The sequence below is a fragment of the Campylobacter sp. CH278 genome, from assembly GCF_004378845.1.
Taxonomy (GTDB): domain Bacteria; phylum Campylobacterota; class Campylobacteria; order Campylobacterales; family Campylobacteraceae; genus Campylobacter_D; species Campylobacter_D jejuni.
Map to the genome: position 1 here is coordinate 15,420 of NZ_RYXZ01000008.1, position 24,526 is coordinate 39,945.

General features: G+C 30.6%; 22 protein-coding genes and 3 pseudogenes. 18 read left to right on the plus strand and 7 right to left on the minus strand.

Annotation, left to right across the window (positions count from 1 at the left end; translation table 11 throughout):
* Positions 1-39 precede the first annotated feature (39 nt).
* The 11 genes from ELQ04_RS07065 (at position 40) to ELQ04_RS07115 (ending at position 12,053) form a co-directional block, all read left to right on the plus strand.
* A complete protein-coding gene (locus ELQ04_RS07065) occupies positions 40-813 on the plus strand; it encodes a class I SAM-dependent methyltransferase (RefSeq protein ID WP_002936412.1) in 774 nt (257 codons plus the stop codon).
* 51 nt (positions 814-864) lie between these two features.
* Complete coding sequence (locus tag ELQ04_RS07070; protein ID WP_002936407.1) at positions 865-1,626, plus strand: class I SAM-dependent methyltransferase; 762 nt, start codon at positions 865-867, stop codon at positions 1,624-1,626.
* Positions 1,627-1,640: 14 nt separating this feature from the next.
* Positions 1,641-3,980 carry a PEP-utilizing enzyme gene (locus ELQ04_RS07075; protein ID WP_044777935.1) on the plus strand — a complete coding sequence of 780 codons (2,340 nt, stop codon included), beginning with the start codon at positions 1,641-1,643 and terminating at the stop codon, positions 3,978-3,980.
* Entirely contained in the window at positions 3,971-4,573 is a 603-nt protein-coding gene (locus ELQ04_RS07080) for a gamma-glutamyl-CDP-amidate hydrolase (protein WP_002858074.1), read from the plus strand. The genes ELQ04_RS07075 and ELQ04_RS07080 overlap by 10 nt, the downstream gene beginning before the upstream one ends.
* Before the next feature lies 1 nt (position 4,574).
* Entirely contained in the window at positions 4,575-5,336 is a 762-nt protein-coding gene (locus ELQ04_RS07085) for a CTP:phosphoglutamine cytidylyltransferase (protein WP_002858404.1), read from the plus strand.
* Positions 5,326-5,838, plus strand: a complete 513-nt coding sequence (locus ELQ04_RS07090; RefSeq protein ID WP_002936397.1) for a cytidine diphosphoramidate kinase — start codon at positions 5,326-5,328, stop codon at positions 5,836-5,838. Before ELQ04_RS07085 ends, ELQ04_RS07090 begins: the two co-directional genes overlap by 11 nt.
* A complete protein-coding gene (locus ELQ04_RS07095) occupies positions 5,835-7,904 on the plus strand; it encodes a capsular polysaccharide biosynthesis protein (protein WP_002936395.1) in 2,070 nt (689 codons plus the stop codon). The genes ELQ04_RS07090 and ELQ04_RS07095 overlap by 4 nt, the downstream gene beginning before the upstream one ends.
* Complete coding sequence (kpsS, locus tag ELQ04_RS07100; protein WP_002857981.1) at positions 7,901-9,085, plus strand: capsule polysaccharide modification protein KpsS; 1,185 nt, start codon at positions 7,901-7,903, stop codon at positions 9,083-9,085. Before ELQ04_RS07095 ends, kpsS begins: the two co-directional genes overlap by 4 nt.
* A 72-nt stretch (positions 9,086-9,157) precedes the next feature.
* A complete protein-coding gene (locus ELQ04_RS07105) occupies positions 9,158-10,279 on the plus strand; it encodes a DUF829 domain-containing protein (RefSeq protein WP_134224485.1) in 1,122 nt (373 codons plus the stop codon).
* Entirely contained in the window at positions 10,276-11,637 is a 1,362-nt protein-coding gene (locus ELQ04_RS07110) for a cytochrome P450 (protein WP_044306229.1), read from the plus strand. The genes ELQ04_RS07105 and ELQ04_RS07110 overlap by 4 nt, the downstream gene beginning before the upstream one ends.
* Complete coding sequence (locus ELQ04_RS07115) at positions 11,634-12,053, plus strand: hypothetical protein (RefSeq protein ID WP_002780440.1); 420 nt, start codon at positions 11,634-11,636, stop codon at positions 12,051-12,053. The genes ELQ04_RS07110 and ELQ04_RS07115 overlap by 4 nt, the downstream gene beginning before the upstream one ends.
* Here ELQ04_RS07115 and acpS read toward each other — a convergent pair whose 3' ends face one another.
* Together acpS and fliL are read right to left on the minus strand one after the other, a co-directional pair.
* Positions 12,054-12,401 (minus strand): holo-ACP synthase, encoded by a 348-nt coding sequence (gene acpS / locus ELQ04_RS07120; RefSeq protein WP_002825806.1) that lies wholly within the window; start codon positions 12,399-12,401, stop codon positions 12,054-12,056.
* On the minus strand, positions 12,401-12,937 hold the full coding sequence (fliL, locus tag ELQ04_RS07125; protein WP_002868488.1) for a flagellar basal body-associated protein FliL: 537 nt from the start codon (positions 12,935-12,937) through the stop codon (positions 12,401-12,403). The genes acpS and fliL overlap by 1 nt, the downstream gene beginning before the upstream one ends.
* Positions 12,938-13,039: 102 nt before the next feature.
* Between fliL and pgmL the strand changes: the two are divergent.
* Positions 13,040-14,429 (plus strand): annotated as a pseudogene (pgmL, locus tag ELQ04_RS07130) (phosphoglucosamine mutase PgmL).
* Between the two features lie 46 nt (positions 14,430-14,475).
* A complete protein-coding gene (locus tag ELQ04_RS07135) occupies positions 14,476-14,853 on the plus strand; it encodes a DUF1090 domain-containing protein (protein WP_002868486.1) in 378 nt (125 codons plus the stop codon).
* Between the two features lie 32 nt (positions 14,854-14,885).
* Here ELQ04_RS07135 and rsfS read toward each other — a convergent pair whose 3' ends face one another.
* Together rsfS and nadD are read right to left on the minus strand one after the other, a co-directional pair.
* Positions 14,886-15,212, minus strand: coding sequence for a ribosome silencing factor (gene rsfS, locus ELQ04_RS08790; RefSeq protein WP_002825802.1), 327 nt, complete (start codon positions 15,210-15,212; stop codon positions 14,886-14,888).
* Positions 15,213-15,239: 27 nt separating this feature from the next.
* Positions 15,240-15,785, minus strand: coding sequence for a nicotinate (nicotinamide) nucleotide adenylyltransferase (nadD, locus tag ELQ04_RS08795; RefSeq protein WP_044306227.1), 546 nt, complete (start codon positions 15,783-15,785; stop codon positions 15,240-15,242).
* A gap of 59 nt (positions 15,786-15,844) precedes the next feature.
* On the opposite strand from nadD, the gene gap reads away from it, so the two are divergent.
* The 5 genes from gap to ELQ04_RS07165 are packed head-to-tail and all read left to right on the plus strand — an operon-like array spanning position 15,845 to position 21,041.
* Positions 15,845-16,843 carry a type I glyceraldehyde-3-phosphate dehydrogenase gene (gene gap / locus ELQ04_RS07145; RefSeq protein ID WP_002868484.1) on the plus strand — a complete coding sequence of 333 codons (999 nt, stop codon included), beginning with the start codon at positions 15,845-15,847 and terminating at the stop codon, positions 16,841-16,843.
* A 2-nt stretch (positions 16,844-16,845) separates the two neighbouring features.
* A complete protein-coding gene (locus ELQ04_RS07150) occupies positions 16,846-18,048 on the plus strand; it encodes a phosphoglycerate kinase (protein ID WP_002783833.1) in 1,203 nt (400 codons plus the stop codon).
* Complete coding sequence (locus tag ELQ04_RS07155) at positions 18,045-18,716, plus strand: triose-phosphate isomerase (protein WP_002859678.1); 672 nt, start codon at positions 18,045-18,047, stop codon at positions 18,714-18,716. Before ELQ04_RS07150 ends, ELQ04_RS07155 begins: the two co-directional genes overlap by 4 nt.
* A 3-nt stretch (positions 18,717-18,719) precedes the next feature.
* Positions 18,720-19,544, plus strand: coding sequence for an enoyl-ACP reductase FabI (fabI, locus tag ELQ04_RS07160; RefSeq protein ID WP_044777912.1), 825 nt, complete (start codon positions 18,720-18,722; stop codon positions 19,542-19,544).
* A gap of 3 nt (positions 19,545-19,547) precedes the next feature.
* Entirely contained in the window at positions 19,548-21,041 is a 1,494-nt protein-coding gene (locus tag ELQ04_RS07165) for a hydrogenase small subunit (RefSeq protein ID WP_032582314.1), read from the plus strand.
* On the opposite strand, the pseudogene feoB reads toward ELQ04_RS07165, so the two are convergent.
* The 3 genes and pseudogenes from feoB to ELQ04_RS07180 form a co-directional block, all read right to left on the minus strand.
* Positions 21,038-22,879 (minus strand): annotated as a pseudogene (gene feoB / locus ELQ04_RS07170) (ferrous iron transport protein B). The gene ELQ04_RS07165 and the pseudogene feoB sit on opposite strands and share 4 nt — an antisense overlap.
* A pseudogene (locus ELQ04_RS07175) lies at positions 22,876-23,098 on the minus strand (ferrous iron transport protein A). Before ELQ04_RS07175 ends, feoB begins: the two co-directional pseudogenes overlap by 4 nt.
* A gap of 81 nt (positions 23,099-23,179) precedes the next feature.
* Positions 23,180-24,520 (minus strand): MmgE/PrpD family protein, encoded by a 1,341-nt coding sequence (locus tag ELQ04_RS07180; protein ID WP_134224486.1) that lies wholly within the window; start codon positions 24,518-24,520, stop codon positions 23,180-23,182.
* Positions 24,521-24,526 lie beyond the last annotated feature (6 nt).

Genomic DNA, 24,526 nt, shown 5'->3' on the forward strand with positions numbered 1-24,526 from the left:
AAGATATAATTACGTTTTAATTTAGAGAAAGGAGACAATATGAAACAAGGGGATTTTACAGAGGTTGCAAAGCATTATCATAATAGACCTGCTTATAGTCCGTTTTTACTTGAAAAACTTGTAGCTTGTATCAATGATAAAAATAAAAATTTAAAAGATTTAAATATTGTCGAAGTAGGAGCTGGCACTGGAAAACTTACTAAGATGTTAGGAGAAATGTTTGGATGTCAAATTAGCGCTGTGGAACCAAACGATAATATGCGTGAAGAAGGGCAAAAATTTACACAAAATTTATCAAATATTTCTTGGCATAAAGGGAGTGGCGAAGAAACCTGCATGAGCAATAATCAAGCTGATTGGGTCATCATGGCTAGTTCTTTTCATTGGACAGATCCTAAAAAATCTCTCCCAGAATTTAATCGTATATTGACAGGGGGGGGGTATTTCACCGCGATTTGGAATCCTCGCCACATTGTAGAGGGTTCGGTTTTTGATGAAATCGAAAAGGAGATTAAACATATTGTTCCAGAGCTTGCTCGTGTAAGTAGCGGTACTCAAAATGTTAAAAAATGGGAAGAAATTCTTGTTTCAACAGGAGATTTCATAGACTGCTTTTTTATGGAATGTGATTATAAAGAGTTTTGGGATAAAGAGCGTTATCTTGGAGCTTGGCATTCTGTAAATGATATACAAGCACAAGCAGGTGAAAAAAGATGGAAGGAAATTTTAGAGATGATAAAAGCTAAAATTTCTCATATGCAAAGTATAGAGATTCCTTATAAAATAAGAGCATGGACAGCTAGAAAAGCATAAAATACCTCCTTTTTTCATCAAGCTTGTCAAAGATGAAAAAAAGGAAATAAAATGCAAAAACTAGTAGAACAAGTGTGGGATTATACCAAGCATGCTAAATTTTATAGCTATAGACCAAATTATGCTCCAAAAACTATAGATATGCTAATTAGTCTTATTGGAAAAAAAGATATCAAGGTGGCTGATATCGGTGCAGGAACTGGAAATTTAAGCATTATGCTTTTAGAAAGAGGATGTAAGGTAGTATCTGTAGAACCAAATGATGCGATGCGTGAGATTGGGATAGAAAGAACTAAAGGTGAGAAGATTGACTGGGTTAGAGCAACAGGCTTAAACTCAACACTTCAAAATAGTGAATTTGATTGGGTGACTTTTGGTAGTAGTTTTAATGTAATGGATAGAAATGAAGCCTTAGAGGAAGCGCATCGCTTATTAAAATCAGAGGGATATTTTTCTTGTATGTGGAATCACAGGGATTTAAACGATCCTGTACAAAAAATAGCTGAAGATACTATTGTAGAATTTGTACCAAATTATACAAGGGGAACAAGAAGAGAAGATCAAAGACCAATTATAGAGAGTCGAAAGGATCTTTTTGATAATATTGTTTATATTGAAGAGGATTTTTATTTTCATCAAAGCATTGAAAATTATATTAATGCATGGAAGAGTGTTAAAAATCCTTACTGGGATTTGGAGACTGATGAAGGAAACGAATTGTTTAATAAAATTAGTGATAAAATTTCACAAAGACTTCCTAAGGAATTTAGCATAAAATATACCACTCGTTGTTGGAGTGCTAAAAAAATATAAAACTAAGGAAAAATATGGCGGAGTTAAAATTTAAAACCAAAGCACAAAATTTAAAAAATTTACAAACAAAATTAAAAAAAGCAAAAGTTCTACCTTTGGTTTTAACTTCGCTTGAAGAATTAATATCAAATGAAGATAAAGTTTTACAGGATATTCAAACCTTAAAGGCTAATAGACTCATTATAAGAAGTTCTTCTTTAAGTGAAGATAGTATGAAAAACTCCAATGCAGGTGCTTTTCTTTCTTTGGCAAATATTAAAGCCGATTCTAAAGATGAATTACTAGCAGCCTTATATGAAGTTGCTAATTCCATGCCGTCAAAAAGCGATGAAATTTTAGTCCAACCCATGCTTGAAAACATTACACTTTGTGGTGTCGGTTTTAGTGTTGATAAAGATAATTTTTCCCCTTATTTTTGTCTTCAATATGATGAAAATGGTTCAAATAGCTCTATTACAGATGGAAGTAGTAAGACTGCAAAAACTTACTATCATTACAGAGATTATTTAGAATTTAAAGATATTAGACTTCAAAAAATTATAGAACTTATAAAAGAATTAGAAGTTTTATATGACTGTTGTTTTTTGGATGTTGAATTTGCATTTGCTATTCAAGATGATAAGGAAGAACTTTTTTGCTTGCAAGTTCGTCCTTTGGTTATGCATGAAAAAAATAATTTATTTCATTCTTTACCAAAAGAAGCTTTATATAGATTTTATAAGCGTTTTGAGTCTTTAAAAGAAGCTAGATCTAGGGTTTTGGGAGATAAGGCCATTTTTGGAGTAATGCCTGATTGGAATCCAGCTGAAATTATAGGGTTAAGACCTAAGCGTTTAGCTTTTAGTTTATATAAAGAAATCATCACAGATAATATCTGGGCGTATCAAAGAGATAATTATGGTTATAGAGATCTAAGATCCCATCCTTTAATCCATTCTTTTTTAGGCATTCCTTATGTGGATGTAAGATTATCTTTTAATTCTTTTATACCAAAAAAATTAGATGAAAATATTGCACAAAAACTTGTCAATTTTTACTTAGATAAGCTTAATAAAAATCATGAATTGCACGATAAGATTGAATTTAATATTGTTTATTCTTGTTATGACTTTAATAGTTCTAAAAAATTAGAAGAACTTTTAAATCATGGTTTTAATGAAAATGAAATCAAAAGATTAGAATTTTCATTATTAGAACTTACAAATAAGATTATTAATCCTAGATCAGGGTTTTATTTAAAAGACATACAAAAAGCTTATAAGCTAAAAGAAAGATATGATGGCATTATTAATTCTAATTTTTCTTTAATTGATAAAATTTATTGGCTTATTGAAGAATGCAAGCGTTATGGAACCTTGCCTTTTGCTGGGGTGGCTAGGGCTGCATTTGTAGCAATGCAACTTTTAAATTCTTTAGTTGAGATTGATTTTATAACCAAAGAGGAAAAAGATGATTTTTTAAATTCACTCAATACAGTGAGCAAAAATTTAAGCAAACAAACAAACCATCTTAATTTTCACAACAAAGATCAATTTTTAAAAGATTTTGGACATTTAAGAGCAGGAACTTATAATATTTTATCGCCAAGGTATGATGAAGATTTTGAGCTTTATTTTGATGCAGATCAAAAAGATAGTAAAGTTTATTTACAAGATAAAGCTTTTGTTTTTTCAGAAGAAAAGACAAGAGCTTTAAATGCTTTACTTAAAGAACATGGACTAGAAATTAATGCTTGTGAATTTTTTGATTTTTTAAAACAGGCTATCGAGGGTAGAGAGCTCGTTAAATTTGAATTTACTAGATTGCTTTCTAAAGCCATAGTTTATATAGAAGAATTAGGCAAATATTATGATATTGAAAAAGAAGATTTGGCTCATCTTGATATAAAAAGCATTTTAAATCTTTATTCTAGTCTTTATTCTATAAATCCAAAAGAGCAGTTTATAGAAGAAATTAATCGCAATAAAAAAGAATATGAACTTACACAAGCTATAAAACTTCCTTCTTTACTTTGTAATGCTGATGAAATTTTTTCTTTTTATAATCATAGCATTATTCCAAATTTTATTACACAAAAGAGCATTACTGCATTTACGGCGAAGGAAAATGATAAAGATTTAGAAGGAAAGATTGTTTTAATTTATGCAGCAGATCCTGGATATGATTATTTATTTACAAAAAATATAGCAGGACTTATTACATGTTATGGGGGTGCTAATTCACATATGGCCATTCGTGCCTCAGAACTTGGAATGCCTGCTGTTATAGGAGTTGGAGAAGAAAATTTTGAAAAATATTTAAAAGCTAAAAAAATAAATATAGAATGTGAAAGTGAGCAAATATTTTGTTTATAGGTATTACTCAAAGGCTTATTTGCAACGATAGTTATCATGAAAAAAGAGAATGTTTGGCTTTGGATTGGGGAAAATTATTTAATAAAGATTTATTTAAAAATTTTACTCCTCTTCCTCTTAGCTATGAAATAGATTTTTCTTATTATAAACATCTAATAAAAGCTGTGATATTAAGTGGTGGCAATGATTTAAGTTTTTATAGTCCTAATGTTTTATCCAAAAAGAGAGATTTATATGAAAAGCAAGTTATAGAAATTTGTTTAGAAGAAAAAATACCACTTTTAGGAATTTGCAGAGGGGCTCAGATGATAGCTCATTATTTTAACAGCCATATAAGTCCTTGTGAAAATCATATAGGCAAACATGAAGTATTTTTCTCAAAAGAAAAATTTATAAGCAATTCTTTTCATAATTTTGCTATTGAAAAATTAGGCGAAGATCTTGTAGAACTTTGCTTAGCAAAAGATAATACCATAGAAGCTTTTAAACATAAGTATGAAAATATTTTTGGTATAATGTGGCATATTGAAAGAGAAAATGGACTTAATAATATTCAAATTTTAAAAGAGTGGTTTAGTTTAATCAAGGAATAATATGAATGCAATTATCTTAGCAGCAGGTTTTGGATCAAGGCTGATGCCTTTAACAAAAGATCAACCAAAGTGTATGGTTGAGTATAAGAATAAAAAAATAATAGATTATGAAATCGAAGCTTTAAAATCAGCAGGTATAAATGAAATAGCTGTTGTGGGTGGATATTTAAACGATGTGCTAAAAAATTATCTTAATAAATATGATATTGAGCATTTTTTTATTAATTCAAAATATGATAAAACCAATATGGTTCATACTTTTTTTTGCGCTAAAGATTTTATGTTAAAATGCATCGAAGAAAAACAAGATTTGATTATTTCTTATGCGGATATTGTTTATTTTCAAGATTGCGTGCAAAAGCTTATAAATGCCAAAGAAGAACTTGCTATAGTAGTTGATAAGTCTTGGTGTAAGCTTTGGAGCAAACGCTTTGCAAATCCTTTAGAAGATGCTGAAACATTAAAGATGACAAATGGTTATATTATAGAACTTGGAAAAAAAGCTAATGCCTATGATGAGATAGAAGCTCAATATATAGGACTTTTTAAATTTTCTTATCAATTTCTTTCCGAAGTTATTGCTTTTTATGAAATGCTTGATCGAGATATTTTATATGATAATAAAAATTTTGAAAATATGTACATGACAAGTTTTTTGCAAGCTTTAATTGAAAAATACAACAACGCAAAAGCAGTGGAAATTGATGGCAATTGGTGTGAAATTGATTTTATGAGTGATTTAGAGGTGCAAATTGAAAAATAATCCTTATATTATTTGGCTTACTGGTTTAGCTGGAAGTGGAAAAACAACTATAGGTCAAGCTTTGTATGAAAAATTAAAATTAAAATATAAAAACCTTATTTATCTCGATGGAGATGAGTTAAGAGAAATATTAGGACATTATGCATACGATAGACAAGGTCGCATAGATATGGCTTTGAAAAGAGCTAAATTTGCAAAATTTTTAAACGATCAAGGTATGATGGTTATTGTCACTACGATTTCAATGTTTAATGAGATTTATGATTACAATAGAAAGCAATTAAAAAAATATTATGAAATTTATATAGAATGCGATATGCATGAATTAATACAAAGAGATCAAAAAGGGCTTTATACTAAGGCTTTAAATAAAGAAATTGATAATGTAGTTGGTGTTGATATAGAATTTGATAAACCAGAGGCTGATTTAGTGATCAATAATTCTTGTCGAAATAATTTAGAAGAAAAAGTTGAACTTATAATAAAGAAATTGGCATTGTGAAGTATTACTCAATATCAAAAAAACTTATTGCTAATGTTAGAAATTTTTACACCATTTCTTTGTATAAGAAAAATTTAAAAATCAAAAAAGATGATCTTTTCTTTGGTTGGGGACGCAAAAAATCAGGTTTAAAAGCTATGAATTTAGCTAAAAAATATAAGGCTAAATTCATACTTTTAGAAGATGGATTTATCCGCTCATTAAACTTAGGGGTTGAAAATAGCCCAAGTTTTTCTATGGTTAAAGATGATATAGGCATTTATTATGATGCAACAATGCCTTCAAAGCTTGAAAATCTTTTAAATACTTGTGAATTTAAAGATGAAGAAATCAAGCAAGCTAAAAAAGCTATAGAGCTTATCAAAAAATATAAAATTAGCAAGTATAATAACAATCTCGATATTCCAGATAATTATTTTCAAAAAGATGAAAAACGCGTTTTAATCATCACTCAAACGGCCAATGATGCCTCTCTTGAATTTGGGCTTGCTAAAGATTTTAAAACTCTTGATATGATAAAAGATGCCATAAAAGAAAATCCTAAATCTACAATTTATATAAAAATCCATCCAGATGTTTTAAGTGGTAAAAAACAAAGTGATTTAGATTTAAATTCCTTACCTAAAGAATGTATTTTAATCACTGAAAATTTTAATCCCATAGCCTTGCTTGAGTTTTTTGATAAGGTTTATACCAAAACTTCTGGTATGGGTTTTGAAGCTTTGATGCAAGAATGTGAGTGTATTTGTTATGGCATGCCTTTTTATGCGGGCTGGGGTCTAACAAAAGATAAATTAGAGTGTAAAAGAAGGATGCAAAAAAGAAGTTTAGAAGAAGTTTTCTATGCTGCTTATATACTTTATGCTGAGTATTTTAATCCTTATTTAAATCAAAAAAGTAATATTTTTGATACTATTCAAACTTTAGCAAAATATAAAGATATAGAAAAGGTAAATTCTAACAAGCTTTTTATGCTAGGCTTTACCCTATGGAAAAGGCATTTTATCAAGCCTTTTTTTAAGGCTAAAGATAATGAAATTATTTTTTTAAATTCTTTAAAATCTTTAGCTAGATATAAACTTAAAGAAAATGATAAATTTTTCATTTGGGGTAAAAGGATAGATTATAACGCTCTTAAAACTACTCTTATAAAAAAAGCGCAAGATGAGAATTTGCTCCATTTTACTCCCAAAATTTCTTTAGTTGAAGATGGATTTATTCGCTCAATCTCTTTAGGTTCTGATCTTACGCGCCCTTTTTCTTTAATTGTTGATGATAAAGGACTTTACATAGATCCAAATAAAGCAAGTAAATTAGAAGAGCTTTTGCAAAACGAAATTTTTGATGAAAATATGCTAAATAGGGCAAAAAATATTATAAAAATCTTACTTGAGAACCGCTTTTCAAAATACAATGGCTTAAAGCATGAAGACTTAAAAATCAATGCCAAAATAGGACAAAAGATTATTTTAATCCCTGCTCAAGTTGAAGATGATGCTTCGATGATTTTAGGGGGTTTTGGCTTATCTACTCTTGATTTGCTTAAGGAGGTGCGTGCTAAAAATCAAGATGCTTATATCATCTTTAAACCCCATCCTGATGTGTTAAGCGGTAACCGTGTAGGTTTAAAAGATGAAACACTCATCTTGGAATTTTGTGATGAGATTGTAAAAGATTGCAGTATTGATAGCGCTATAAAAATTGCTGATGAAATTCACACTATTACTTCTACAAGTGGTTTTGATGCTCTTTTAAGGGCTAAAAAAGTTTTTACCTATGGTATGCCTTTTTATGCGGGCTGGGGTTTAACAAAAGATAAATATAGATGTGAAAGAAGAATAAGAAAACTAAGCCTAGAAGAGCTTGTAGCAGGTGCTTTGATCACATATCCAAGATATATAAATCCTAAAACAAAAACTTTATGTGAAATTGAAGTTTGTTTAGATATAATGCTAAATTTACAAAAAGCTTATTTTTCAAAAAAATATATAAAATTGGCAATAGATTTTAAAACTTTTATGCTTAGAAAAATAAGAAGATTTTATGAATTTTTAGCAAAGAAATGAGATTTAGCACTAAAATTAAAAAAGAATTTAGCGGTAAAAATGTTTTACTCTTGCAAGGGCCTGTGGGAAATTTTTTTCATCATCTTGCAGTGAAAATGAGAAAAAACCAAACCAAAGTTTTTAAACTCAATTTTAACGGCGGAGATTTTTTTTTCTATCCTAGCGGAACGAGGTGTAAGTGTGATGAAAAAGATCTTGAAAATTTCTATAGAGATTTTTTTCAAAATAAAAAAATCGATGCTATTTTAATGTATAATGATTGTCGCATTATACATGCTAAGGCTATTAAAGTGGCTAAAGAATTAGGAATTGAAATATGGATTTTTGAAGAAGGATATTTAAGGCCTTATTGTATTACTTTGGAAAAAGATGGGGTGAATGCAAATTCTTCTTTACCGCGTGATAAAAATTTTTATCTTTCTCAAAATATTTTTACCAAAGAAAGCATAAAAGAAATTCCAGGTGGATTTAAATTTATGGCTTTTGATGCTTTTTTGTATTGGTTGTTTGCTTTTATTTTGGCTCCATTTTTTAACAACAAACTTCATCATCGCACTTTATATCCTTTTGAATTTTTATTTTGGTTTAGATCATTGTATAGAAAGTATCTTTATAAGATTACAGAAAAAAAACTAAATGAAAAGATTTATAATTTAGAAAAAAAGTACTTTTTGGCGATTTTACAAGTTTATAGCGATACGCAAATTAAATATCATTACAAAAAAAGCATAGAGCACTTTATAGAGGAAACCATACTTTCTTTTGCAAACCATGCAAGAGCTAAATCTTATCTAGTTTTTAAACACCATCCCATGGATAGGGGCTATAAGAATTATTTTAAACTTATAAATGATTTAAGTCGAAAATATCATGTAGAAGGAAGGGTTTTATATGTTCATGATACCCACTTGCCAGTTCTTTTAAGAAAGGCTTTGGGTTGTATTACTATAAATTCAACAGTAGGCCTTAGTGCTATTTTAGAAGGCTGTCCGACTAAGGTTTGTGGCAATGCTTTTTATAATTTTGAAGGCTTATCTTATCCAAAAAAACTTCAATTTTTTTGGCGTGAAGCTCATGCTTATAAACCCAATCCTGTTTTGGTATGTAATTTTAAGAAATATCTTTTACAAACTAATCAATTCAACGGCAATTTTTATAAAAATTTCTTTTTAGACAAATAAGACTAAAAAGCTTTGATTAAGAGAGCTTTTAAAGCAAAGTTGTTATAATTAAAAGCAAAAAGAAATTATTGTATGGATAGGGAAGTATTTTATATAGCAGGATATGATCCTAAAAGTTATAGATTTTATTATGATTTATTTAAAAAAAACCTAAAAGATTATTCTCATGCTTTTAACATTAAAGCTGATTTAAGTAAAATTGAAAAAAATGAGCAATTTCCTTTTTTTCAAATTTCTTGCGAAGGAGTACAAACTAAATATCATTTTTTAACATGGAATGATATTGTTAAGAAAAATTGGTCAGAAAATTATAAAGATGCTTTGGCAGATTGTTATAGTTTTTTTAGAATTTATACTATCACAGGACTTTTTATCAAATTTGGCAAAGAGTCGATTTATCAACTTATCACAGGTTATTATCCTTTTTTTTATGTGTTATTTTCTTTACTATTTTCTTTGGTTTTGGCTTTTGGAAGTTTTGCTTTTTTGCAAAATTATATGCATTTTTCTTTAGCTATCATCATAGGATGTTTTTTAGGATTTTTACTAAATCATTTTTTATTTAAATTAGGTAAGAAATTAGCTGTATTTTGGATAGCAAGAATTTGTGCTTTTTGTGCTACTTGGCAAGATAAAAAAACAGGCACTATGCAAGAAAGAATCAAGCTTTTTGCGAATACCATAGTAGATAAGCTAAAACAAAATGAAAATAAACAAGATTATGAACTTGTTTTAGTAGCACATAGTGTTGGAACTATAGTTTGTATAGAAGTTTTGGAGTGTATTTTAAGACAAAATTTAGATTTATCTTTACTTCATAAGTTAAAAATTCTTACTCTAGGAGAATGCATTCCTTTAGTGAGTTATCAAAAAAAAGCGGATGAATTTAGAAAGAAGCTTGAATTTGTTTCAAGGTTTGATTTAAAATGGTATGATTACACATCGATTATTGATGGAGCATGTTTTCCTCAAGTGGATTTTTTCCGCACGAGTGGCGTAAATGCTAAATTTACACCCCCATTTTTAAGTACTAAATTTCACGCTTTATATGAAAAACATGAGTATAAAAAAATAAAAAGAGATAAAAACAAAGCGCACTTTTTATATCTTTATAGTATTAGTGTTAAAGGTGATTATGATTTTTTTTCTTTCATCATAATGCCTAAATTTTTAGAAGAAAAGGTAAAAATATGAGTGAATGCCCCTTTTTTCCAAAACCTTATCAAAATAAAGCTTCTACGCTTTTAACTTTTTTGTTAAAGCGTAGATCTTGGCTTGATGGGCTTTATGAGCGTAGTTATAAAATGCAAACAGGCTATGTGAAGATGCCAAATTTTGATCTTTATGTCATAAATGACACTAAAGAAGTTAAAAGAATGATGGTTGATGAGGTTAGAGAATTTCCTAAAAGTGCATTTTTACATGAGCTTTTAAGTCCGCTTTTAGGGGAGAGTATTTTTACTACAAATGGTGAAGTTTGGAAAAAACAAAGAGAGCTTTTGCGTCCAAGTTTTGAAATGACTCGTATCAATAAAGTGTTTAATCTTATGAGTGAAGCTGTGGCAGATATGATGGATCGTTTTAGCAAGTATCCAAATCATGCTGTTATCGAAGTAGATGAAGCTATGACTTTTATTACCGCTGATGTGATTTTTCGCACCATTATGTCTTCAAAACTCGATGAGGAAAAAGGTAAAAAAATCTTAAACGCATTTGTGACTTTTCAAGAGCAAAGCGTGCATACAGCCATGCGTCGTATGTTTTGTTTTCCAAAATGGCTTTCTTATGTGTTAGGAGATCGTAAGCGTGCTAAAGCCGGAGATGTGATCAGACAGGTTTTAAGTGATATCATAAAACCAAGATATGATATGGCAGATAATGCAGAATTTGAAGATATTTTAGGATCTTTGCTTTTAGTAGTGGATGCTGATACAAATAAGCGTTTTTCTTTTGAGGAAATTTTAGATCAAGTGGCTATGCTTTTTTTAGCAGGACATGAAACCACAGCAAGTTCTTTGACATGGACGCTTTATTTGCTCAGTCTTTATCCTAAGGAGCAAGAAAAAGCTTACGAGGAGATTACTCAGGTTTTACAGGGTGGAGCCATTGAAATTTCGCATCTAAGACAGTTTAAATACTTAACAAATATTTTTAAAGAATCTTTAAGACTTTATCCTCCTGTTGGTTTTTTTGCAAGAGAGGCAAAAAAAGATACCCAAGTTAGAGATAAGCTTATTAAAAAAGGTTCTGGGGTGGTGATTGCTCCTTGGCTGATACACAGACATGAAGAATTTTGGACAAATCCGCATGGATTTAATCCTTCTCGTTTTGAAGGAGAGTACAAAAAAGATGCTTATTTGCCTTTTGGGGTAGGGGAAAGAATTTGTATAGGACAAGGTTTTGCTATGCAAGAAGCGATTTTGATTTTGGCTAATATTTTAAAAACTTACAAACTAGAACTTGAAGAAGGTTTTGTACCTGATGTAGTAGGGCGTTTAACAGTGCGTTCGGCTAATGGTATGAGGATAAAATTTAGCAAAAGAAAGCTATGAAAAGAGTTAGAACTAAAATTCGCGCCAATTTTCGTCGTCGTGTAAAACGCACCTTAAAAGGAAGCTTAAAAGAAAAATTAGCAGGGACTATTCTGCTTTGTGCAATAGTACCTTTAGCAGTTTTAGGATATCTTTTTATCGTGATTATAGGAATTTTTTTTAATACCGCACGAGCAAGACAGGGTGTTAGAGCCTTAGATCATTTTGTAAATGCAAGCTTGTTTAATGGCTATGCTTGGGAGAGCGTTTCTTCTCATGCGTGGCGTGAAAGAAATCGCAAAAAATGGGCAAGGATTGTTATAAAAATCACAGATTTTTTTCAAAAAGATCATTGTAAAAGAGCAAACAAAAGAGAACAACCTGTGGTGGATTTCATACTTTCAAGAAATTTAGACAAGCAAACTATAGGAAAATAATCAAACTATAGCCACTATGGCTATAGCAAAACCATTATCATGAGAAATACTTAGGGAAGTTTGAGTGATATTAAAATCTTTTGTAATTTTTTGAGAATATTTTAATTTAGGCGCGTTTTTTTCATCTTTTGATATTTCAATATCAAAAAAACTGCATAATTCACAAATTCCAACACCCAAAGCCTTGCTAGCGGCTTCTTTAGCAGCCCAAAGACCTGCTAGAGTTGCTGGATTTTTAATGAGTATTTGTTCTTTTGGGCTTAGAAATTTATCCAAAAAATTTTTGCCATGTCTAGAATGAATTTTTTCTATTCTAGAAATGGCGATGATATCACAGCCTACACGCATTAAGAAACTACAAAATCCGTAAAATAAACATTTTTAATAAAGCCATCGGTTAAAATTTCATTGATTTTTCCAACTAGCTCATCTTTTAAACGTTCTTTGCCTTTTTGTGTACTTACTTCTTCAAAGGTTTTAGCTGTTAATGTACGAATAATAATATCACGAATCACTGGGACTTTTTTATCAAGTTCAGGTTTTAAAAGTTCGCTATTTTGTTCTAGTTCTATAGTGCATTTTACATATCTTGAGCCGCTATCGCTAAGTAAATTTAGGGTAAAAGGATCAAGTGGATACATAGGACCTATATTAGCAAAATCACTACCTCGCTGAGTAGGAGCTGAAACTTTAGGTTTATCAGTTTTTGCCTCTTCTTTTGGGGCTTCTTTGACTTCACTTTCATCACTTGAACTGCTTGAAATAAGCCAAGCAATTACTCCCATAATACTAAGAAGTAAAACAAAAAGTAAAATAACAATAATAATTACAAGTGAACCGCCTTTTTTCTTTTTCGTTTCTTCGTTTTCTAATTCTTCATCCATAAATTTTCCTTCATTTAGTGAAATTAATGTAAAATTGTAGCAAAAATTTCTTTTCTATCCAAATTTGCTTTAGAAAAACGATAAATTTAGGTTAAAGAAGAGATGAATTTGAAGGAAAAAAATGTTAGATGTGATTTTTAGAGAATATGATATAAGAGGACTTTATGGCAAAGAACTGAATGAAAAAAGCGTTAAAGCTATAGGTTTTTGCTTGGGACAAACCATGCTAAATAAAGGCTGTAAAAATGTAAGTGTGGGCTATGATGCAAGATATAGTGCAAATGAACTTTTTAATTATCTAGTGAGTGGACTTAACAAAGCGGGAATAAAAATCTGTGATATAGGGCTTGCGCCAACTCCATTGGGGTATTTTAGTCTTTATGAGGGCTTGAAATTTGATGCAAATGTTATGATAACAGGCTCTCATAACCCAAAAGATTATAATGGTTTTAAAATCACTATCAATAAAGAAAGTTTTTTTGGCGTAGAGTTAAAAGAGTTTTCAAAAGAAGTTTATAAGCATTTAGATGATGATATTGAAGAAAATTTAGAAGTAGAAAAATACGATATTTTAAACCTTTATGTGAAATTTATGTGCGAGCAATTTAGCTTTTTAAAGGATTTTAATTATAAATTTGGTGTTGATTGCACAAATGGTGCGGCTGGAGTAGTGATAGAGCCTTTAATTAAAGCTTTAAATTTAAAAGCTCATGTAATGTTTGCAGAGCCTGATGGACAGTTTCCAAACCATGCTCCAGATCCTACAGAAGAAGAAAACTTAAGTGCGATTAGAGAATTTTTAAATCAAAATCAAGATTATTCTTTAGCTTTTGCTTTTGATGGGGATGCTGATAGAATGGTTGCTTTGAGTAAAACTCATGTATTTTGTGGGGATGAGCTTTGTTATTTGTTTGCTAAAGATATCCCTAATCCACGCATTTTAGGTGAGGTAAAATGTTCTAAAAATCTTTTTGATGAAGTGGCTAAATTTGGAACTATTTTTATGGGAAAAACAGGACATTCTAATATCAAAAAAATGATGAAAGAAAAAGATATTGATTTAGCTGCTGAAGTGAGTGGGCATATTTTCTTTAAACATAGATATTTTGGTTATGATGATGGAATTTATGCATTTTTAAGAGCCTTGGAGCTTGTTTATAAAGGTTTTGATCTAGAAAGTATGATTAAAGCTTTACCAAAACTTTATACTACACCTGAAATTAAAATTCCTGTAAATGAAGAAGAAAAATTCAAACTTGTGGAAGAATTTCAAAAAGAGATTGAAAAAGGAGCTTTAAAAGGTGTTAAAAGTCTTTGTGAAATTGATGGAGCTAGGATAGATTTTGGCGATGGATGGGCTTTACTTCGTGCATCTAATACCAGTCCTTATCTTATCACACGCTTTGAGGCAACATCTTTAGAAAGAGCAAAAGAGCTTGAAAGTATGGTATTTACTTTGTTTAATGATATAAAAGCTAGATTTAAGAATTGATGAGATAATATTCCGCGATTTAATTTATTTTAAAAAGGAATTAAAAATGAAAAAAATACTTATTCTACTTACACTATGTGCTTTTGCTTTTGGTGCAAGTGAATGTGATAGAAAAATCGATCGTATCAATAAAGAAATCAGTTTTTCTAAAGCACATAATGACACAGCTAGAACTTTAAGTTTAGAACTTGCTTTAAAGCAAGTGCAAAATGATTGTACTAAAGATCCTATGTTTTATGATAAAAAACTAGAAGCTAAAAAACTTAAAGAACAAGAAGTGGAAAAAATCGAAAAAGAACTCGATGCTTTACATGATCAAAAAGACTATATGAGCAAGGTTGAGTATAAGGCTAAGAAAAAAGCTTTAAAAGAGCAAAAAGAGAAAATTAAAAAAGAGATTGAAGAATATATCGATAATCTCTAAAAATTAAAAAGGCTAATTAAATTTTAGCCTTTTTAAACCCTGCCTTTTTTAAGGTTTTCTAGTAATTCTTCTATATTATAAATTCCTCTGTGTTCTGGTGTTAAAAGATGGATTAAAATATCGCCAAGATCAATCACGCTCCATTCTTCGCTACTATCTATGTTTAAAAATTCCTCACCTTTGGCTTTAAGTTGTGTTTTAAGCTCATCGATCAAGGATAGAGCGTGTCTTTCTCCTAAAGTAGCTGCAATAATGACATATTTTACAAAGTATTCTTGCTCGCTCATGTCAATGGTTTTGATATTTTCAGCTTTTTTTTCATCTAAAATTTTAACGATTAAATCTATTCTTTCTTGCATTATTGTCCTTTAATTTTTGAAATTGTATCAATTTTTTTGTAATTTTTCATAATATTTTTTTACTTCATCTTTAATTTCTTCACAAACCTCATTTGTATTTAAAGTGTCGCGTATGAAAGAAGAAGCGATTTTTTTATTGGTTTTTAAATCTTTGAAATTCTTAGGAATTCCTATATCATTGCGATTAGCAATAACAAATTCTACTAAAGAATTAAGTTTTTCAAAATCATGCCAAAGATGAAGTTTTTCTAAATGATCTGCGCCGATTAAAAGATAAAATTTACTAGGATTATAAAGCTTATAAAGATACTTAACACTTTCTATGCTAGGAACAGGACGTTTTTGCTTGGTTTCAAAATCACAAATTTCAACTTTTGGAAAATGTCCCCAAAGTTTTTTAACCCATAAGAATCTTTGCTTTTCATCAGCACTAAAGTTTTGTTTAAAAGGGTTGATATAAGTAGGCATAATAATAAGTTTATCAATATCTAATTTTTCCAAAGCCTCTAAAACAACGCTATTGTGTCCATTATGTGGTGGATCAAAACTGCCACCAAAAAGTGCTATCTTCATTAAAATTTTAACCTTTTTTTTGTAGAATATTAACATTATATTTTGCAAAAGGAAATTAAATGGCTGTAAAAGTTGCTATAAATGGTTTTGGACGCATAGGCAGATGTGTTGCAAGAATCATCTTAGAAAGAAATGATATTGAGCTTGTGGCGATAAATGATACTACGGATATTGAACTTACAAAATACCTTTTTAAATACGATACAGTACATGGTGAATTTAAAGGCAGTGTTGATAGTGAAGGCGATGATTTAGTGGTAAATGGTAAAAAAATCAAAGTATTTAAAAGTCGCAATGTAAAAGATCTTGACTTTGCAAAACACGGCGCACAAATTGTTTTAGAGTGCACAGGAGCGCATTTAACTATGGCAAAATGTCAAGAATTTATAGATATGGGAGTACAAAAAGTGATCATGAGTGCTCCTGCAAAAGATGATACTCCTACTTATGTTTTAGGAGTAAATTCAGAACTTTACAAGGGTGAAAGCATTATTTCTAATGCAAGTTGTACAACAAATTGTTTAGGTCCTGTTTGTCGTGTTTTACAAGATAATTTTGGCATAGAAAAAGGACTTATGACAACAATACATGCTTATACAAATGGACAAAGTATTATTGATGCTAAAGCTAAAGATAAACGCCGTTCTCGTGCTGCAGCGCAAAATATCATTCCAACTTCTACAGGCGCAGCAAAAGCTATGAAACTTGTTATGCCTGAACTTAATGGCAAGCTTCATGGACAAAGTATGCGTGTGCCAGTGATTGATGTATCAAGCGTGGATTTAACTGCACAACTAAGCCGTAAAGTCAGCAAAGATGAAATCAATGAAGCTTTTAGAAAAGCTGCAACTACAAATTTAAAAGGCATTTTAATGGTAGATGATGATGAAAGAGTTTCAAGCGATTTTATCACTTGTTCTTATGGAGCCATTGTAGCAAGTGATTTAACTCAAGTGATTGCGGATGATTTTATCAAGGTAATTGCTTGGTATGATAATGAATGGGGCTATTCAAGTCGTCTAGTAGATATGGCAGTATATATTGCAAATAAGGCTTAATCATGAGTGATATTATTTCTATAAAAGACATTGATTTAGCTAAGAAAAAAGTTTTTATAAGATGTGATTTTAATGTTCCTCAAGATGATTTTTTAAATATCACTGATGATAGACGCATAAGATCAGCTATTCCTACGATAAGATATTGTTTGGATAATGGTTGTAGTGTGATTTTAGCCTCTCATTTAGGGCGTCCAAAAGAAATTAGCTCTAAATATTCTTTAGAACCTGTGGCTAAGCGTCTTGCTAGACTTTTAGATAAAGAAATTATTATGGCAAAAGATGTTATCGGCGAAGATGCAAAAACCAAAGCTATGAATTTAAAAGCGGGCGAAATTTTACTTCTTGAAAATTTGCGTTTTGAAAAAGGCGAAACTAAAAATGATGAAAATTTAGCCAAAGAACTTGCTTCTATGGTTCAAGTTTATATCAATGATGCTTTTGGAGTATGCCATAGAGCACATTCTAGTGTAGAGGCGATTACTAAATTTTTTGATGAAAAACACAAAGGCGCAGGATTTTTACTCCAAAAAGAAATTGATTTTGCAAGCAATCTTATCAAACATCCAGCACGTCCTTTTGTCGCTGTTGTTGGAGGTTCAAAGGTAAGTGGAAAACTTCAAGCATTGACAAATTTATTACCAAAGGTAGATAAATTAATCATAGGCGGAGGTATGGCATTTACTTTTTTAAAAGCTTTAGGTTATGATATAGGAAATTCACTTTTAGAAGAAGAACTTTTAGAAGAAGCTAATAAAATTCTTACCAAGGGTAAAAATTTAGGAGTGAAAATTTATCTTCCAGTAGACGTTGTAGCCGCTCCTGCGTGCTCACAAGATGCGCCGATGAAATTTGTTCCAGCGCAAGAAATTCCAAATGGTTGGATGGGTTTAGATATAGGACCTGCGAGTGTGAGACTTTTTAAAGAGGTGATTTCTGATGCGCAAACGATTTGGTGGAATGGACCTATGGGTGTTTTTGAAATTGATAAATTTTCAAAAGGTAGCATTAAAATGAGTCATTATATCAGCGAAGGACATGCAACTTCTGTTGTTGGAGGCGGTGATACGGCTGATGTGGTTGCGCGCGCAGGTGATGCAGATGAAATGACTTTTATTTCCACTGGAGGTGGTGCTTCTCTTGAACTTATAGAAGGTAAAGAACTTCCAGGCGTAAAAGCTTTAAGATCTAAGGAAAATGAATGATCTTTGCTGCAAATTTAAAATGCAATCACACAAGAGCAAGTTTTAAAATTTATGCTGAAATTTTAAATAAAACTATGGGAGCAAAATGTGATGATATTATCGTTTTCCCACCTAGTGTAGCATTTTTAGAAAATGAAAATAACTTCATACAAGGAGCGCAAAATTTTTATCCTTGTGTTAATGGTGCTTTTACAGGCGAGCTTGGAAAAGAGCATTTGGACGAATTTGGGATCAAATGTGTTTTAATCGGGCATTCTGAAAGAAGAGCTTTAGGAGATGAAGAATTTATTAAGGCTAAATTTGATTTTGCTAAAGAGCATGGTTATAAAATTGTTTTTTGTATAGGTGAAAATTTAGATACAAAAAATTCAGGCAAGACTTTAGAGTTTTTAAAAAAACAACTTGAAATTATTGATTTAAATTATGAAAAACTCATCATCGCTTATGAGCCTATTTATTCTATAGGAACGGGAGTGAGCGCACAAAGTACAGATATCGCTAAAGTGCTTGAATTTTTAGCGAGTTTAACCAAGGTACCTTTGCTTTATGGTGGAAGTGTGAATGAAAATAATATCAAAGAAATTTTAAGTGTAAATCATTGTGGTGGAGTTTTGATAGGCTCTGCAGCTTTAAAAGTAGAAAATTTTATAAAATTAATCAAAGGATAAAAGATGATTATGAAGGGTAAAAAAGGCCTTATTGTAGGGGTTGCGAATAATAAATCTATCGCTTATGGCATAGCAAAAGCATGTTTTGATCAAGGAGCCGAGCTTGCTTTTACTTTTTTAAATGATGCTTTAAAAAAACGCGTAGAACCTATAGCACAAGAGTTTAATTCTAATTTTATTTATGAGCTTGATGTAAATAATAACGAGCATTTAGATTCTATCGCTGAAAAAATCAAAAAAGATTTAGGCGAGATTGATTTTGTAGTGCATGCGGTTGCTTTTGCTCCAAAAGAAGCTTTAGAAAATTCTTTTTTAGAAACTTCAAAAGAAGCTTTTGATATGGCTATGCAAACTTCTGTGTATTCTTTACTTTCTTTAACACGTTCGCTTTTACCTATTTTAAAAGATAAGGGTTCGATTTTGACTTTAAGTTATCTTGGTGGGGTTAAATATGTACCTCATTATAATGTTATGGGTGTAGCAAAAGCTGCACTTGAAAGTTCTGTGCGTTATTTGGCAAGAGATTTAGGGGTAAAAGGAATTCGTGTTAATGCTATTTCAGCAGGTCCTATTAAAACTTTAGCAGCAAGCGGAATAGGGGATTTTAGAATGATTTTAAAATACAATGAAATCAATTCTCCTTTAAAACGCAATGTTAGTATAGAAGATGTAGGAAATTCGGCTATGTATTTACTTAGTGATTTAGCAAATGGTGTTACAGGTGAAGTACATTATGTTGATGCAGGATATAACATCATGGGTATGGGCGATGTTGAAAAAAATGAAGAAGGGCAAACTATTCTTTGTTGGGATAATCAAAAAGGATAAAAAATGGCAAAGCTTAGCAATGAAGAATTAAAAAATATACTTGAAGATCGCATTAAAAAACTTGAGAATTCTACTTTAAAAGAGGATAAGGTTATCAATGAAGAAAGTGTAAAAATTCTTGCTAGGCATTTATCTTTAGGCAATGAAATTCCAGCTCTTGCTCAAAGATTTTTTCAAATCGCACCTAAAACAAAGTTAGTATGGCTTCATCTTTGTGAATGTACAGGGTGTAGCGAGAGTTTGTTGCGTTCTGAGTTGCCAAGTTTTGATGAGCTTATTTTTGATTTTTTTTCTTTAGAATATCATGAAACTTTAATGGCGGCAAATGGCACTAAGGCTGAAGAGCTTTTAGAGTATGTTTTAGAAGAAGATTTTATTTTAGCGGTTGAAGGTGGTGTTGCAGCCATTGATACCTTTTTTCTTACTATAGGAGCGCAAGGAGAGAGTGGCTATGAAATTTTAGAAAAACTAGCCGCTAAAGCCAAGGCTATCTTTGCAGTGGGTACTTGTTCAAGTTATGGTGGTATTCAGGCTGCTTATCCAAATCCTAGTAAAACTTGTGGTATTAGCGAAGTTTTAAGTCAGAAAGTAGTAAATATTCCAGGTTGTCCTCCAAGTGATATAAATATCATTGCGACTTTAAGTTTTTTTGCTTTATTTGGAGTTTTGCCTGAACTTGATGAGCAAAATCGTCCTGTGTGGGCTTATGGTAAATGTTTGCATGATATGTGTGAAAGAAAGGCGAAATTTGAAAGTGGGATTTTTGCTGAACATTTTGACGATGAGGCTGCAAAGAATGGGGCTTGTTTATTTAAGATAGGTTGTAAAGGACCTTATACTTACAACAACTGTCCTAAAGTGAAATTCAATGCTAAAACTTCTTGGCCAGTGGCTGCAGGACATGGTTGTATAGCCTGTAGTGAGAAAAATTTTTGGGATGAGTTTGGGAATTATGAAAAGCCTATGGCAAATATTTTTTCTTACGCTAAACTTTGTAATGAAGAGTTAAAACAAGAATTTTTTCTAGAAGAGCAAATTAAAATTTTAGAACAAATAGATTTTGAATTTGAAAGCAATATAAAACTTATTTTACAAAATATAGCTAAAAATAAATTAGGTGCTTTGCTTGTAGAAAATTATAAAAAATCTTTTGAAAAAAACTATGCTTTTATAGAACAAAATTTTGATGAAAATCCTATGCCTTCAAAAGATTTTTGGAAATATCTTGAGATAAGCTTTATTTTAGTTAAAGGCGAGTTTTTAAAAGATAAGAATGATTTTTTAATTGCGGCAAAAAATTACGCTTTTAAACATGCAAGTCCTTATGATTTTAAGTTAAATATGAACGCTGAAAAACCAAAGCTTGATGTGAGTAAATCTTTTCGTATGACTTTAATCTATCTTTGCGGCGGACTTGATTTTGAAGGTGTTGCTTATAGCATTTTAAAAGCTTTTGAAGATAATATCGCTAAAATTTCATCATTAAAAGCAAGTTAATTTAATAAAATTTTAGCAATATGAAGTCCTATAAAAGCTACTATATAAGCACTTGTACAGGTAAAAAGAAATAGAAAGAGAGTGTATTTTAGCTTTCCACTTTCTTTTGAAAAAACTATAGTTGCTGCAAAGCAAGGATTATAAATCATTACAAATAAAATAAAAGCCACTGCACTTGGTATAGGTATATTTTTGGCAATAATTCCTTTTAAATCATTATTTGTTTCATCTACATCTTTTCCTAGTGAATAAAGTACTCCCATAGTTAAGATCATCACTTCTTTAGCAGCCAAACCACTGATTAAAGATACGCTTAATTTCCAATCTAACTCAAGGGGTTTAAAATAGGTTCTATGCCTTTGCCAAATTGTCCTAAATAACTTTGTTCTATAGCTCTTTCTTGAGCATTAAAATCATTTAAATTTTCTTCACTTTTTGGAAAATTACTAGCAAACCATATAAGCAAAGAGGCCAAAAGTATGAAAGTTCCTGCTTTTTTAAGATACATTTTGGCTTTATTATAAACCATAAACCAAATTAAATGCCAATTTGGCATACGATATTTTGGCATTTCCATAACAAAAGGTTCATCAAGTCCACGAAATGCTGTCATTCTTAAAAATTTTGCAGCAAAAAGTCCTAAAATCGCACCTAAAATATAAATTCCAAAAAGATAATTTCCTGCTTTTTCACTTGGAAAAAAAGCACCGATAAAAAGCACATATACAGGAAGTCTTGCCCCGCAACTCATAAAATTGATCACAAAAAGAGTTAAAAGTCTATCTCTTTTGTTCTTAAGAGTGCGTGTAGCCATAAAAGCAGGTACCGAACAACCAAAACCAGTGATTAGCGGAATAAAGCTTTTACCATGCAAACCAAATTTATGTAAAATCCCATCAAGTAAAAAAGCTACTCTTGACATATAGCCTGTGGTTTCTAAAAGAGCTATGCCTAAAAATAAAATCATTATATTAGGCAAAAAAAGTATCACAGCACCAACACCTGCGATAATCCCATCAGCCAAAGCTGAAGCGATAAAGGTATTAGAAATATTGTTTTTAACAAATTCACCTAAGGCATTAAAGCCTGATTCTATATAATCCATAGGAATTTGTCCTAAGCTAAAGGTGAGTTGAAATAAAAGCCACATTAAAAATAAAAATATAGGTAAGCCAAAGAATTTATGGATAAGTAAGGCATCGATTTTTTTGGTTAAATTTCTTTCTTCTTTTTTGTGCGTGATAATTTTTTTTGAAAGTTCATTAATAAAATATAATAAATCTTCTTTTTCTGGACTTTTTTCGCAAAGCGGAGTGTAAAATTGGGATCTTGGAATAAATTTACTTTCAAATAAAATAATAATTTTTTGCAGCAAAAGTTCTAAATTTTCTTTTGTTTTTGCTGAAATTTCAACAACTTGACTTTGAAATTCTTGGCTTAAAATAGAAGTGTCAAGCTCTATGCCTTCTTTTTTGGCTTCATCGCACATATTTAAAGCTAAAAGCATTTTTTTTATTAAGGCTTAAAAGTTCTGCACTAAGGATAAGATTGCGTTCTAAATTGGTAGAATCTAAAACATTAACAATAACATCATAGTCATTTTGATTTAAAAAATGACGTGTGATTTTTTCTTCTTCGCTATATCCATCTAAAGAATAAGTTCCTGGTAAATCAATGACTTCAAATTCATAGTTTTTGTAAAAAGTTTTTGCACTTGCTTTTTCTATAGTAACTCCGCTAAAATTTCCTACTTTCATATTAGCTTTGCAAAGCGCATTAATAAGAAGACTTTTGCCTACATTAGGCTGACCTACAAGGGCTATTTTGATTTTTTTCATATAAGATTCACTTCTATGGTTTTAGCTTCATCAGATCTTAGGATAACACAACTTGTATCAAGTTCTACCATTATGGTGGCATTTTTTAAAGAGGAGTGAATTTTTTTCAAGTTTTTATTTTATAAATCCAAAGCTTAAAAGTCTATTTTTGAGTTCTTTGTGAGCGTTTAAATTGACAATAATAGCCTTTTGTCCATCTTTTAACTCGTTTAAAGTCATTGTAATTCCTAAATTAATAATAAATATTATAATAAAAAAGTGTAATGAAATTATCCTTCTTGTAAAAAGAAGGATAAATATTTAAAAAGAAAAGTGGTTTAAATTTTCTAGATTGATGATTTGATCTAGAATTTTGTTAGCTTTAGCATTATCAAGGTAAATTTGTGCATTGGCTAAAAATTTAGCTTTTAATTCTTCAAAACTTAGTGGATTATCAAAATTACCTTTATTGATAAAAACATCTTTTTGGATTATGCGTCCATCTTGCAAACTGGCTTCTAAATGCCCTGGAAAATATTTTGGAAAGCCTTGAGATTTCCTTTTTTCGTAACTGATTTTTTTAGCAAATTCTAGTACTTCTTTACGCTTTAAATTTTCATAAGATTCAAGAGTGATTTTACCATCAAAGAATCCTAGAGCCATTAAAAAAGGCATGGAAAATTTAGCTTCATAAGCACTATTTGGAGTGTATTTTGCTTCCAAAGGATCGCAGATAAAAGAAATAGGAACTTCATCTACAAAGCAATGAATACTTTTAATTTCATCAGCTTTTAAACCATCATTTTTTAAAGCAATAGCACAATCAATAAGCCCATGAGCAAAATGACAACTTGGATAAGGCTTGATTGAAACTTGCATGGTTTGCCAAATTTTACCTAAGGCTTTGCTAAGTTCTGTTTTATCGCATTCTTCTTCTATGCCAAAACATTTAAAGATATTGTCTCTACCTTCAAAAATACTCAAAGGCCCACTCATATTGTTTTTAGCAAAATGAGCCACCATAATGCCGTTTTTAATAGCATTAGCAATATGTAAAACTTTTGAATTAGATCCATTGGATAAAAACTCATTAACCCCACTTGCAAAACTTCCTGCAAGTCCTAAGGCATTGATGATTTGTTCTTTGTTAAGATCTAGCAAGATTGCACTTGCACTTACGCTTCCAAAAATTCCTGCAATAGCAGTAGTATGAAAACCACGCTTATGAAAAGTGCCTTTGCTTGCAATGCCTACTCTAGCTGCAATTTCCCAGCCTACTATAAAAGCTTTGATGATTTTTTTTGCATCTTTGTTAACATGAAAACCATAACTTAAACAAAGTGGAGTTAAAATCGCACTTGCATGCAAAATCGCTTCTGTATGCGTATCATCAAAATCTAACGCATGAGAAGCAATGCCATCTAGCATAGCTGCATATATAGGATCTAATTTTTGATCATTTACCCAAATAGGAGTATTTTTTTCTGTGCTTAAATTTTCAAAAGCTTTAAAAGCATTTAAAACACATTCTTCTTTGCTTGCTGCTATAGCTGTTCCAAGGCTATCAAACATAAGCTCTTTAGCCCTTTGAACAACTGTATTAGGGATATTTTCATATTTAAGATTGAAAATAAAATCCGCTAAAATTTCACTATAGAACATGATTTT